Here is a 12,636-nt window from a genome sequence, read left to right as displayed (position 1 = left end):
CGCCTCTCGCGGCAGAACGGAAGCGGGCCCGAGGGTTTGGCCATCCCCCGGGCCCTGTGATGCCACCGGACTGCACACGCCGTGACAGGTCGGCATGGGTCAGTGTGATGTCGTCGTGTTCTTCCTTTGAACTACCGCCCCACGGAGCGGAGCGGGCTGGAGTCGAACCAGCATCCGACGACGGAGCCCATGCCCGGTCGTTCCGGCGATCGGCGGCGAATGCTGAGGCTGGAGCAATAATCTGAGATTGAACGCGTGCCGCCGGCGGACAGCCGGGGACCGAATGCGAGGGGAGATTGTCAGTCTCTCCCACCGCAAGCCGCGTGATCACGACGAGCTTCAGTTTCAGCTTTGCGCTCCTCGCGCACCCCGCCCGCCCTTCGAGGGCGAACGGGGAGTTCAAGAGGCTACCCGAACAGGTAGCCGAAGACGGCGTCGCCGACGCGCTGGTCGGACACCTCGATGCCGTTGGCCTCCTCGCGGGCGAACTTCACCGCCTGCTGGAGCTTTTCGAGCCGGTCCAGCAGCTCGTTGACCCGGCGGGCGGGAAGCGCACCCGAGAACTTCACGGTCGTCCAGTAACCGACGGGGATGTCCTCGTAGTACACCTCGACCTGCGCCGGGTGCTTCTCCGTCGCCTCCGCCTTCACATGGTTGCGCGGGACCTTCTTGGTGCGCATGGTCCGCACGGGCTCGGTCTTCCACGAGTCCGTGGAGGGGTCCAGCGTCCACGACTCGGCGGCGTCCAGCGTCGGCAGCCTGCGCACGAACGCGCTGAGGTCCGACAGCTGCTTCTCCAGGAACAGCAGGTACGACACGGGCACCGCGCGCAGGACCGTGCGGCCCTCGACCTCGATGTCGGCGCGTGCCTCGCAGTTGGCCCAGTCCTTGGTGGCGGTGACGTCGAACAGCCGGGTGAGGGTCGAGGCCGTGCCGCGGAGGACGTCCTCCGCCTTGACCTGGACCCGTGTCGACTCGGGCGGCAGCTGCTCGCCCTCCTCGTCCTTCGGCTGGTACGTGCGGGAGATGCCGGCGAGCAGGGCCGGCTTGTCCAGGCCGCGCTGAGCCGCCGTCAGGTCCTGTTGCGTCTTGGACTTGACGCCCTTCTCCACTGCGATGATCTGATTGAGTTTCGCCACGGGAGGGACGATACCGGAGCGATCTCCCGGTCTCGAATGCTTATTCGCCGCCGTCCCCGAGCGGCTCGTCGCGGAGGTGTCAGACCCGCACCCGGCGGCGCACCCCACCGCCCTGGAGCAGGGCCTCGCTGACGACCCGTACGCTGCGGGCGATACGGTTCAGCTGGTCCAACTCCACGGCGTACAGCCGGATGGTGTTCTCGATGACCCCGTCCGGCACGCCCAGGGAGGGGAGTTCCGCGCGGGACGTCTGCAACGCCACCCGCACGGCGCGTATCTCGTGCTGGACGTGCAGCTGTGCGTGGCGCGCCAGGATCACGTGGTGCCGGGTGAGCGTGGAGTAGCTGGAGTACCGGGCGGGCAGCAGCTCTCGCAGCCAGCGGGCGGCCGAGCGCTCCCAGTCGTGGCTGCCGGGCGTCTTGACCTGACAGGGCCAGTCGGAGCCGATCATCGGGGAGTATGTCTGGGGCATCTGCATCGCTTCCGGACGTGGTGGGGACGGACGGGTCCCGAGAGGGTTTCTGGCGGCCCCGGACTAGGGGAGGACCGGGGCCGCCACGGGAGTCCGCGTGCGGCGGGACGCCCGTTTGAACACCCTGCGCCGACGAGAGAAGGGATCGTCGGCACCGGGCGTCCGATCAAGTGGCCCGCAAGGGCTCGATGAGGTACACCGCCCGTACCTCGGTGGTGTCGCAGGTGAACGTGGAGTGCAGGGACTCCGCGAGGCTGCGCACGATGCCCAGGCCCCGGCCGCACTCGCCGTCGGGGCGGTGGGGTCGCGGTGCCCGGGACGGGCCGCCGTGGTCGACGACCCGGATGTCCAGCACCAGATCGTCGAGGGCGAGGCCCAGGGTCATCTCGGCACGCCCGTGGACGGCCGCGTTGGCCGCCAGCTCCCCGACGATCAGGGCGCAGAGGTACCGGTCGTCCTCGGGCAGACGCCAGGCGTCGAAGCAGGCGGCCGCGTGGTGCCGCACCGCCGGTACGTGGCACACCTCCGCCGGTGCGGCCACCACCGACATCCGGCGCCGGACGGCTGCGGACCGGCCACGGCCGGGCCGCTGAAGGCCCGGACGGTTCCGGGCCGCGCCGCATGCGGCGGGAGGAGGCGTGGTGTGCATCGCCGGCTTCCTGTGGATGGGGGCTGTGGCCTGGTCGAACGGGAGTGCCCCGTGTCGCCGCCGTAAGTATTTATATATACCGCCAAGTAAGCAAGAGCATGAAAAAATTCATGTGTCCTTGGCGTGAAAGTGTCCCCGCCCGCGGCCGCCCGGCCGAGGGCCTCCCGGGCCTCAGTCGTCGAGGAAGAAGTGATGCTGGTCGGCCACGTGCTCGTATCCCTCGAGCCGGGCCTGTGTGCGCTCGGGATCCGCGTCCGTCATGGCCTGCAGCAGTGCCGCGGCCAGTACGCCCGGAGCGGCGTAGGAGTCGAAGACGAGCCGTGAACCGGTCGCCGCGGTGAACGCCGCGTCGGCCTCGTCCACCAGGGGTCCGAGCGTCACGTCTGTGATCAGAGCCACACGCAGCCCGATGCTCCGGGCTGTCCGCATCGCCGCCAATGTCTCGTTCGCGTGCCGCGGCATCGCGAATGCCAGTACCCATGAGCCGCCCGCTTCCCGGGACTGCAGCAGCGCGTCGAAGGCGACGCTGCCGCCGCGGGTCACCAGCCGCACATCGGGATGGATGCGCCGCGCCGCGTAGGCGAAGTACTCGGCCAGCGACACCGAGATGCGCAGTCCCAGCACCGTGAGCGGTACCGAGCGGGCCAGCGAACGACCCACCTCCAGCACCTTGTTCGGGTCCGCCAGCACCCGGCGCAGGCTCTCCAGGTTCTCGATCTCGGCGTCGACCGCGGCCTGCAGCTCGTTCCGCCGGATCTCCTCCGGGGTGTCCGGGGTACCGGCTACCGCACTGAGCGCGATCGGCTGCAGCGCCTCCCGCAGCGCGGGATACCCGCTGAAACCGACCGCCGCCGCGAATCGCGTCACCGACGGCTGGCTCACCCCCACCCGCTCCGCCAGATCCGTGATCGACAGGAACGCGGCCTCGGTGACGTGGTCGATCAGATACTGGGCGATACGACGCTGTGCGGGGGACAGCCGGTGCCCGTCGAACAGCTGCATGATCCGCGCCGTCGGGGCGGCCTCGGCCTCCGGGGCCGGTCCACCCGGGGTGATCGCGGACGCCTGTGCGCGCTCCTGCTGCCCTGATGACACCGCCGAGTCCTTCCTGCTTGTCCCACTTGTGTTCAACATAGCTCACGCACCGTGGCCATCGGCGGGGAGCGGAACAGGGCCGCTCCCCGGCCGTTCCCGCCGCTCCGCCGCCCTGTGCCTCCTCGTTCACCAGGCCAGTTCGTCGAACAGGACCGTCGGCTCCCTTTCCGCACCCGCGCCCAGCAGCTGCTCCGCCCAGATCACCTTTCCGCGCGCCGCGTACCTCGTGCCCCACCGCTCGGCGAACTGCGAGACCAGGAACAGTCCCCGGCCGCCTTCGTCCGTGGTGGCCGCGCGGCGCAGCCGCGGGGAGGTGTTGCTCCCGTCGGACACTTCGCAGACCAGGGTGCGGCCGAGCATCACCCGGACCCGCACTGGCGGGGCACCGTACCGGATGGCGTTGGTGAGGAGTTCACTGAGGATCAGCTCAGTGGCGAAAGCGCATTCCTCCAGCCCCCAGGAGCTCAGCCGACGGCTCACCTCGGCACGCACCCGGGACACCGCGATCACGTCGAAGGGTACGTCCCAGCCGGCCACCCTGGACGGGTCCAGCAAGCGCGTACGAGCCACCACCAGCGCGACGTCGTCACTGGGGTGGCCCGGCAGCATCGTCTCCATCAGGGCCCGGCAGGTCTCCTCGGGCGTCATGTCCGGATCCGCCACGGTCGCACGCAGCAGCTCCAGGCCCTCGTCGATGTCCCGTCGGCGGTCCTCGACCAGGCCGTCGGTGAACAGCACCAGACGGCTCCCCTCGGCGAGGTCCAGCTCGCTCGATTCGAAGGGGTGGCCGCCGACTCCGAGCGGCGGCGAGAGCGGCAGGTCCGGGTAGGCGACACGGCCCAGCGGATCGACCACCGCGGGGGCGACGTGCCCCGCCCGGGCCAGCGTGCACCGGCCGCTCACCGAGTCGTAGATCGCGTACAGACACGTCGCGCCGGTCACCAGCGCCCCCTCACCGCTCGCATCGGTCTGGCTGTCGAGACGCATCACCATCTCGTCGAGATGGCCGAGCAGTTCGTCCGGCGGCAGATCGAGGGAGGAGAAGTTGAGCACGGCCGTCCGCAGCCGGCCCATCGTCACGGCGGCGTGCAGCCCGTGCCCGACCACGTCGCCGACGACGAGTGCCACCCGGAAGCCCGGCAGCGGGATGACGTCGAACCAGTCACCGCCCACACCGGACTGCGCCGGCAGGTACCGCCAGGAGGCGTCGAGGGCGTCCTGGTCCGGAAGGTCCTGGGGGAGGAGGTTCCGCTGGAGCGTCACCGCCATCGTGTGCTCACGGGAGTACCGGCGTGCGTTGTCGATAGCGACGGCGGCACGCGCCACCAGCTCCTCGGCGACCGACACGTCCTCCTCCTCGAACTGCGGGGTGCCGGCCGCCCGCCAGAAGTTGACCATGCCCATGACCACGCCACGGGCCCGCAGCGGCACGGTGATCAACGAGTGGATGCCGTACTCCAGGCCCGCGCGGGCCCCCGCCGGGTCCTGCGCACGCCATCCCTCGGCGGCCGCCAGGTCCGGCTCCAGCACGGCGTGCCCGCTCCCGAGCGCCACGGCCATCGGCGTGTCCGGCTCGACGAACCGGATCAGGTCCCCCACGGGCTGCAACGGGGGGGCCTCGTGCGATCCGCTCAGCGCCGTCCGCCGCATCTCGGTCACCGCCCCGGTCGGTTCCTCGCCCCGCAGCACGGCGTCCAGGAGCTCCACGGTGACGAAGTCCGCCATCCGGGGGACCGCGATCTCCGCCAGTTCCTCGGCCGTCCGCCGTACGTCCAGCGTGGTGCCGATCCGCACCCCCGCCTCGTACAGCAGCGTCAGCCGCTTCCTGGCCACCTCCGCCCGCCCGCTCAGGGCACGCAGTTCGGTGGTGTCACGGAGGCTGGCGACCATGCCCGGCGCACCTCCGTACGGGGCGGTCAGCCGGGTGTTGACCGCCAGCAGCCGGTCGCCGCTGAGGAACACCTCGTCGGAGACGACCTCGCCCGACACCAGAAGCCGGGTCATGGCGGGCCCCAGACCCAGCTCCGAGACGTGCAGCTGATCGGCGTCCGGCGGCAGATCGAGGAGTCGGCGGGCCTCGTCGTTGGCAAGCAGCAACCGGCCGTCGCCCCCGATGATCAGCACACCCTCGCGCACCGCGTGCAGCACCGCGTCATGGTGCTCGTACATCCGGGTCATCTCCGCCGGCCCCAGCCCGTGGGTCTGGCGTCGCAGCCGGCGGCTTACCAGCGCGGTGCCGGCGGTCGCCAGCGCAAGTGCCCCCGCGGCGGAACCGAGCACCACCGGAAGCTGGCGGTCCAGCACGGTGCCGATGTTCTCGAAATGGATGCCGGCGCTGACCATGCCGACGACCCGCCTGCTGGGGTCCGTCACCGGGACCACGGCCCGGACCGCACCCGTCGGCTCCCCCTCGAACGTCTCCGTGAACGCCTCGCCCGCAGCGGCCCGTCCGACCCCCTCGGCCTGCGTCCCGATCAGCGCCGGATCCGAATCGGTGTAGCGGATACCGTCCTTGCCGAGCACGGAGAGGAAGTCCACGCCGGAACCCCGCCGCGCCTTCTCCGCCGCGGGTTGCAGCAGCGCCGTCGGATGGCGGGACTGCAGGGCCAGCGCGGTACCGGGGGCGTGCGCGAACGCCTCCGCCGCGGCCAGCGAACGGTCCTCGGCGTTCTGCCGGCTGTCGTACCTGCCCTGCAGCACCAGCGCCACCGTCGCCGCGACGACCAGCACCAGGACCACGAGCACCTGCAGCAGGAACACCTGGGTGGCGAGCGTGCGCACACTCAGCGACGAGGAGAACCGCCGGCCCGCCGGACGCCGGGCGTCCGGGCGCCCGGGCTGATCGCGTGACCGTCGGCGGCCGGGCGGCGGAACCGCTCTCGGCCGGGACCGGCGGGAACGTCCGATCATGTCCCCAGTTCTAGCACTGCGCTTCCGGTCGCGGCGACCGCTGGCGGGCCGCCCGGCGCCGCCGCCGGGCGCGCGTCGTCACCCGGGTGGCCCGCCGGTATCCGCCGGGCGGGCGTATTTCCCGGGTGCCGGGGCGGGTACGGGTGCCCGCCGGGGACACCTCGGTTGTCCGGGAGGTGTGCCGCGTGCAGAACACATCCACACCCGCGGCCTTCGGCGCCGGGAGACGGGCGCTGCTCGTCGGCCTGCTGGTCCTCGCCGTGCTGTTCGGACCGGCGTGCGGGACCGGCGCCGCAGGCTGGGCCGCCGAGCACCGGGCCTCCTCGGCCACGGGCGAAGTCCCCGCTCCGCAGCCGGAAGGACAGCACGACGGCAGCGACACGGGACAGCCCCCTCGCTGCTTGCGGCGCCCGGCGAGCGGGACGGCCGGAGGCCCCGCCACGGCGGACGGGCCCCTGCCCCGGTACCGCGGGCCGGGCGACCGCACGACCCCACCGGAAGTGCCCGCGGCGGCCGTACGGGCCGTGCGCTGCGTGGTGCTGCGCTGCTGACGGACGGTTTCCGCTCCACACGTCCCCCATGCAACCCGCACCACTCAGTGAGGTGTTTCGCCATGCCCATCGACCCTCTCGCCGCCTGCCACGCCATGCTGCGCGCCGAGGTCGCGCGGACGAGTGCAGAGGTCACGCGGACGAACGCGGGGAGCGACCGGCCGCCGGTCGCCGCACGCTCCGACGAGACCGCCCGGTCCGACGCCGAGGCGTCGGACCGGAATCCGGAGGGCTCGCGGCATCAGCCGCGACGCTGAACCCCGAGACGCGGGGGCCGGGCGTCGTACGCGTCCGGCCCCCGCCGTCGGCGGAACACCGGGAGGCGCGCCCCCGCGCCCATGGGCCTCAGGAAGCAGCCGGGAACGTGTACGGCCGGGTGATGATCTCCATGCCGTGGCCCGAGGGATCCGGGAAGTAGACCCCGCGGCCGCCGTGGTCGTGGTTGATCTCGCCGGGCCGCTTCCCGTGCGGATCGGCGTAGTACGTCAGCCCCGCCCGCCGGATCCGCTCGAAGGCGGCGTCGAACTCCTCGTCGGAGACGAGGAAGGCGTAGTGCTGGATGGTGATCGACTCGGCCGGGATGGTGGCGAAGTCGAGGGTGACGCCGTTGGCCGTCTCCACGGCGATGAACGGGCCCCATTCGATTCCGACTTCGAGGCCGAGTATTCCGGCGAGGAACTCGGCGGACTCCCGGTTGTCACGGGAGTGGACGATGGTGTGATTCAGCTGGACAGACACAGTGGGATGCCTCCGTAAGGCAATCTCACCGGCACCTCCATGCCTCACCCGGACGGTGACCGACACGCGGTGCCGTGCTCAGGAGCCTAGGCGGCTGCCGCCGCGGAGCCAAGGTCTTTTCCCGGTGATGCCCGGGTCGGGGGGCGGGACACCGATGTATCGCGGCAGTGAGAGGGAGGCGTGCCGTCCGCTGAAGGGGCCGCTGTCCACTGAAGGGGGAGCAGGCCACTGAAGGGGAGGGCCGCGCGCACGCCATCCCGGTGGGGTGTGACGTCACGCGGCCGGCCAATTCCGCTTCCTGCCCGAGCCGGTTCGGGGACGGGGGCGCCGTGGTCCCCCGCTTCCCTGTCCTCCGGCACGCCGCACCGCCCCGGAACAGGTCGCCCCGCGCCGTCCGCACCGCGAATCCCCGCGGCACCCGGTGACCACGGATCGCGACAGGGTGATGCGCCACGGCACGTTGTGGACGAAGCTGAGGGGTGTGGCGCGACATCCGCAGGAGACTTCGCGGCCTCCCGTTCCTCGGTGAGCGCAGGCCCGCGGACGAGGACGCCCGCGGGCTGCCGGAGGCCGTGCGCGGCAGCCGGGTGGGCGTCGTGGTCCTGGACGAGTGCCTGCGCTACGTGACGGCCAACGAAGCCTACTGCCGGATCAGCGGGGAGGACCACGACCACCTGGCCGGCCGTCGGCCAGGCGTACAGGCGGCACGGCGACTGGACCTCGACCTGCCGGCCGAGGTCCTGGACGACGGACTCCCGCGCACCCGCGTCCTCGAAGGCCCCCGGCACGCCCGGCCGCTCCGCAAGGACGAGTTCCCGCCCGCCGGGCCCGTGCTGCTCGCCTGCCACCGCATCGAGCGTCGCAAGGGCCCGGCCCGTGTGATGTGCCTGCTCGTCGAGGCGCCCCAGCACGACCTCGCCGTCACCTCCATCGGCTCGACCCTCGACGAGAGCGTCACCTGCGCCGAGCTCGCCCACCACCTCACCCGCAACCTCGCCCGGACCGTCGCCGTGGACGTCCTGCCCACCGGCCCCTCCGGCGATCCGCTGCCTCGGCCGAAGCCCAACCGGCCGCTCCGCCTCCTCAGACGGGCCACCAGCGGCTACCGCAGCCCACTCGACGAGGCCGAGCGGGTCGCCGACTATGTCGAGCACGCCGTGGGCACGGCGCCCGCCCGCGCCTTCCACACCCGGCGGGCCGTCGCCGCGCCGGAGCCCGGCGCGGCGGGCGCGGCGCCCCTGCTCGCCGTACCGCTGGACACGGCCGACGACACCCTCGGTGTCGTGCTGCTCGCCCGCGGCACCGGGGAGCCCCCGTTCGGCGACCGCGAGCTGCTCGCCGTCCAGGACGCGGCACACCGCGCGGCCATCGGCATCGACCACGCCCGCCGCCACGAGGCGGCACTCGAGGCCACCTCCCGGCTCCAGCACGCCCTGCTCACCGAGCCGGGCAACCCGCACCCCAACCTGGAGCTGGCGACCCGCTACCTGCCCGCCGGGAGCGGCAATCTGGTCGGCGGCGACTGGTACGAGACGGTGCGGCTCCACTACGGACGCACCCTGCTGGTCATCGGGGACGTGATGGGCCACGGCCTGGAGGCGGCCGTCGACATGAACGCCTACCGGTCGATGCTCCGCTACGTCGCCGCCAACGAGCTGCCGCCGCACCGCGTGCTGCGCCAGCTCGACGCCGCCATCTCCGAGTCACCGACCCGTCGGCCCGCGACCTGTCTCCTCGCGCAGATCGACCCCGCCCGGCGGATCTGCAGCTTCGCCAGCGCCGGCCATCTGTCGCCCGTGGTGTTCGCCCCGGACGGCACCGCGACACCACTGCCCGTGCCCGCCGGTCCGCCGCTCGGCACCGGCGTGGGCGGGTACGAACCGGCCACCCACCCGCTGGAACCCGGCCGGACGCTGCTGATGTTCACGGACGGTCTCGTGGAGCGCCGCGGCGAGGACATCGACGTCTCCCTGGCCAGGGTGGCGTCGCTGCGCGTCCCCCGGGGAACCGGCGTCGACGACCTCCTCGAATCGGTGCTCACGCTGCTCGACGCGCGTCACGCCGAGGACGACGTCGCCGCGCTGGCCGTCCGGGTGCGCAGTCACCAGCCGTAGACTTCGACCCGTGAGGCGGACGTCATGCGCTGCGGACAGGGGAGTCGGCTACGAGAACCGTGGGACCGGCGACGGTGAGCGGCGGCAGCCGCGGCGGGCCTCGTGATCGAGGCGATACTGCCACCCGGTACGGCCGCCGCGGAGGCGTTCGGCGATCCCCCGCAGGCGTGGATCCACCCGTCGGAGGCCGAGGCGATCGGGAACGCCGGCGACAAGCGCCGACGGGAGTTCACCACCGCCCGCTGGTGCGCCCGCCGCGCGCTGGAGGAACTCGGGCATCCCGCGGTGGCCATCCCGGTCGGTGACTCCGGGGCGCCCCTGTGGCCGGCTCGTGTCGTGGGGAGCCTGACGCACTGCGATGGCTATCGTGCCGCAGTGGTGGCGGACAGCAGCCGGTTCCTCACCATCGGCGTCGACGCCGAGGTCCATGCGCCGCTCGATCCCGACGTCATGGACATGGTCGTGACGGAGCCCGAGCTCCGGCGGCAGCGGATGCTGCTGCGCCGGCAGCCGGGGGTCCACTGGGACTGCGTGCTGTTCAGCGCCAAGGAAGCGCTCTACAAGGCCTGGTTCCCGCTGGCCCGGAGCTGGCTCGGCTTCGAGGAGGCGGACGTCGAGCTGCACCCGGACGGCACGTTCAGGGCGCGGCCGTTCGTCCCGGCCGCGGGCGTGCCGCCGGAGGGCTTCGCGGGACGGTGGATCGTGTCCGGCGGTCTGTTGGTCACCGCGATCGTCGAGCCGTGCCGCCCGGCCGCCGGGCCGGGACCTCCGAACCGTACGGGCGGGGCGGGGCGTGTGGGCGGGACAGGGCGTACGGGTGGGGCCGGCCGGGCGCCGGGCGGCTGACCTCGTGCTCGTTCCGAGCGGTGTCGCGGTGGACGGCCTCGTAGCCGGGTTCCCGGGTTCGCCCGGCACGGCCGGAGGCGAACCGGTCCGGTCACCGGCCGGTCGGGCCGAGGACTGCTGTCACGAGCCGACGCGCGTAAGCGGTGTCGAGCCCGTGCGGGCGGAAGAGGATGCGGTACATCAGGGGCGCGACGACATGGTCGACGACCGTTTCGACGTCGGGTGCCTTCTCCCCGCGTTCGGTCGCACGGGTGAGGACGACGCCGATCTGTTCGGCGGCGTAGGCGGAGCACCGGCTGGCGTTGCCGCCGTCCGGGTCGCCGAGCAGGGCGTCGCGGACGTAGGCGCGGCCGGTACGGGACAAACTCCAGATCAGACCTTCGCGATGAGCGAGGCGGACCTCTTGCACTGGAGGACGCCGTTCGAGGAGCCCGACACCTCAGAACTCGATGGTCATGAGATTGATCGTCCGCCTCCTGGGTGGTCGGGTTGGCTGGAGTGGGCCGCCGATCGGTGGCCGTCGTTCACGTGACCATCCGGCTCAACCCGGGTGCGGTCCCACCGCGGCAGCTCGGATGCCTGGACTCAACCGAGACGAACACAAGCTGAACCGTCTCACTGATCTCCGGGCACCGCAGGTCATCGACTCGCGCTACCCGGACTTACCTGAGACAGGACAACCGGTCAGAGTCCTGCGGCGCGACGCCGACGGTGGTGGGCGATGGTGACGGCGGCAAGGAGTGGCCCCCAGGCGACCAGCGGCAGGTAGAGGATTCCGGCGATGGTGCTGCCGAGTGCGGTCATGTCCGGGTGGGGGAAGGCCCACCAGAAGGCAAACTGGGTGAGGATCAGCGTCAGCGCCCCGGCGCCGAGGCTCGCCGCCACGGTCACCGCACGCGGGTTCGGCCGGCGCCCGCCGACGAGGGGGACCCACCGCGGCAGCACCTCACCCCACGGCCGGACCAGCCCGAGCGTGAGCAGCGCGAGCAGCTCTCCGCCCACGGTGAGCCCGACCACGTAGACTGCACCCCAGCCGGTGAAACCCATCGCCTCGTACCCGGCCTCGGTGTACCCGGCGGTGAAACCGGCCGCCAGCAGCAGGCGCCAGATCCCGGACGGCAGGGTGACCAGCGCGGCGGCGTGGGCAGCACGGACGGCCCAACGGGGCGGGGACGGAAGGCTCGTGTCAAGTTGCGTGGTCGTCATGTGCACTATCGTCTCGGTGTGCCGTCGCCCCGGCATCGTCCCTGAGGACCGGCCTCGAAGCCGGACTCAGAAGGAGACCCGTACCTCCGTCTCCTCCGCGCGGGGGAGGGCTGTCGCCCCCTTCGGCCACAGGCGCATCGATGACGACTCCCCGCCGCCGGCTCGGCAAGCACTTCGCTGTGTACGTCCGGCTGTACGTGCCTGTGCACGTTCACGTTCACCTGTACGCCGACACGGGGCAGGGTGCCGGCTCTCAGGGCGCGCTCGCGTGCTCGCAGCATGGACTCGGCGAACGCCTGGACCTGCGGTCGAAGTGTGAGCGGGGTGGCGTCGATGCGGTGTCGGCGGCGTCCAGCGGCGAGCTGTTGCGCTTGGTCGGTGGGAAGGGCGAGGCCGCGCTGGGTGAAGAAGCCTTCGAGCGCGCGGGCGAGGGAGCCCATGGACCGGCCGGGGCGGCGGGCTCGGTCCAACAGGGCCTGGGGGTGGTTGGGCTGTTTGTCGTTCAGTAGTCTGCCCAGGGTGCTGATCATGGTGCAGGCGCGGCTCACGCAGTGCCGTTCGGCGAGATGACCGGCGCCACCCAGCCAGGGCACGGGCTCGGCGAGCCGTGCGGCCAGGTTCTCGGCGGCGATGACGGGTCGATCGGCAGGGCGGCATGCAGGCGCGGCCGGACGCCGGCCCCGGTCCCACAGCCGGCGCCAGGCCGTCACCCCGGAGCAGCCCACGGTCTCCGCGGGGACATCACTCCAGGCCACACCGGTCCGCAACACGTACAGGATGCCGGCGAGGGCGGCACGGTCAGGAACACGCAGCCGCCCCGGACAGCGGCGGCTCCGCTCGGGAACGGGTGGCAGCAGCGGAGCCACCCGCTCCCACACGCCGTCAGGAACAAGATCAGCAGGCACCCCTGGAACCT

General features: G+C 72.1%; 12 protein-coding genes and 2 pseudogenes. 5 read left to right on the top strand and 9 right to left on the bottom strand.

The genetic code is table 11. The features are described 5' to 3' along the window. Positions 1-407 precede the first annotated feature (407 nt). The 5 genes from ACZ4Z5_RS08255 to ACZ4Z5_RS08235 form a co-directional block, all read right to left on the bottom strand. On the bottom strand, positions 408-1,139 hold the full coding sequence (locus ACZ4Z5_RS08255) for a DUF7873 family protein (protein WP_468258396.1): 732 nt from the start codon (positions 1,137-1,139) through the stop codon (positions 408-410). Positions 1,140-1,218: 79 nt separating this feature from the next. Further along, the gene (locus ACZ4Z5_RS08250) at positions 1,219-1,617 is read right to left on the bottom strand and encodes a hypothetical protein (RefSeq protein WP_468258394.1); all 399 of its coding nucleotides are present in this window, start codon (positions 1,615-1,617) and stop codon (positions 1,219-1,221) included. Positions 1,618-1,777: 160 nt separating this feature from the next. Next, the gene (locus ACZ4Z5_RS08245; protein WP_468258392.1) at positions 1,778-2,260 is read right to left on the bottom strand and encodes an ATP-binding protein; all 483 of its coding nucleotides are present in this window, start codon (positions 2,258-2,260) and stop codon (positions 1,778-1,780) included. A gap of 171 nt (positions 2,261-2,431) precedes the next feature. Continuing rightward, positions 2,432-3,355 (bottom strand): MurR/RpiR family transcriptional regulator, encoded by a 924-nt coding sequence (locus ACZ4Z5_RS08240; RefSeq protein WP_468258390.1) that lies wholly within the window; start codon positions 3,353-3,355, stop codon positions 2,432-2,434. A 126-nt stretch (positions 3,356-3,481) separates the two neighbouring features. After that, the gene (locus tag ACZ4Z5_RS08235) at positions 3,482-6,265 is read right to left on the bottom strand and encodes a SpoIIE family protein phosphatase (protein ID WP_468258387.1); all 2,784 of its coding nucleotides are present in this window, start codon (positions 6,263-6,265) and stop codon (positions 3,482-3,484) included. Positions 6,266-6,450: 185 nt separating this feature from the next. Between ACZ4Z5_RS08235 and ACZ4Z5_RS08230 the strand changes: the two genes are divergently transcribed. Together ACZ4Z5_RS08230 and ACZ4Z5_RS08225 are read left to right on the top strand one after the other, a co-directional pair. Continuing rightward, a complete protein-coding gene (locus ACZ4Z5_RS08230; protein WP_468258385.1) occupies positions 6,451-6,816 on the top strand; it encodes a hypothetical protein in 366 nt (121 codons plus the stop codon). A 62-nt stretch (positions 6,817-6,878) separates the two neighbouring features. Then, complete coding sequence (locus tag ACZ4Z5_RS08225) at positions 6,879-7,073, top strand: hypothetical protein (RefSeq protein ID WP_468258382.1); 195 nt, start codon at positions 6,879-6,881, stop codon at positions 7,071-7,073. A gap of 88 nt (positions 7,074-7,161) precedes the next feature. On the opposite strand, the gene ACZ4Z5_RS08220 is transcribed toward ACZ4Z5_RS08225, so the two are convergent. Further along, entirely contained in the window at positions 7,162-7,554 is a 393-nt protein-coding gene (locus tag ACZ4Z5_RS08220; RefSeq protein ID WP_468258380.1) for a VOC family protein, read from the bottom strand. 479 nt (positions 7,555-8,033) lie between these two features. Here ACZ4Z5_RS08220 and ACZ4Z5_RS08215 point away from each other — a divergent pair, with 479 nt between their 5' ends. Further along, the gene (locus ACZ4Z5_RS08215) at positions 8,034-9,668 is read left to right on the top strand and encodes a PP2C family protein-serine/threonine phosphatase (RefSeq protein ID WP_468258378.1); all 1,635 of its coding nucleotides are present in this window, start codon (positions 8,034-8,036) and stop codon (positions 9,666-9,668) included. Positions 9,669-9,770: 102 nt separating this feature from the next. Further along, the gene (locus tag ACZ4Z5_RS08210; RefSeq protein WP_468258375.1) at positions 9,771-10,514 is read left to right on the top strand and encodes a 4'-phosphopantetheinyl transferase family protein; all 744 of its coding nucleotides are present in this window, start codon (positions 9,771-9,773) and stop codon (positions 10,512-10,514) included. Between the two features lie 91 nt (positions 10,515-10,605). Here the strand turns inward: ACZ4Z5_RS08210 and ACZ4Z5_RS08205 are convergent. Both ACZ4Z5_RS08205 and ACZ4Z5_RS08200 read right to left on the bottom strand, forming a co-directional pair. After that, positions 10,606-10,875: pseudogene (locus ACZ4Z5_RS08205) on the bottom strand (TetR-like C-terminal domain-containing protein); the annotation flags it as partial. 323 nt (positions 10,876-11,198) lie between these two features. Next, on the bottom strand, positions 11,199-11,720 hold the full coding sequence (locus tag ACZ4Z5_RS08200) for a hypothetical protein (RefSeq protein ID WP_468258373.1): 522 nt from the start codon (positions 11,718-11,720) through the stop codon (positions 11,199-11,201). Positions 11,721-11,860: 140 nt separating this feature from the next. On the opposite strand from ACZ4Z5_RS08200, the gene ACZ4Z5_RS08195 reads away from it, so the two are divergent. Further along, a complete protein-coding gene (locus ACZ4Z5_RS08195; protein WP_468258774.1) occupies positions 11,861-12,229 on the top strand; it encodes a hypothetical protein in 369 nt (122 codons plus the stop codon). A gap of 180 nt (positions 12,230-12,409) precedes the next feature. Here the strand turns inward: ACZ4Z5_RS08195 and ACZ4Z5_RS08190 are convergent. Then, positions 12,410-12,625, bottom strand: a pseudogene (locus tag ACZ4Z5_RS08190) (transposase); the annotation flags it as partial. Between the last annotated feature and the right edge of the window lie 11 nt (positions 12,626-12,636).

It is taken from the genome of Streptomyces sp. NPDC030222, assembly GCF_055573115.1.
The sequence above is the reverse complement of the archived record's forward strand: the minus strand, read 5'-3'. Positions and strand labels throughout refer to the sequence as shown.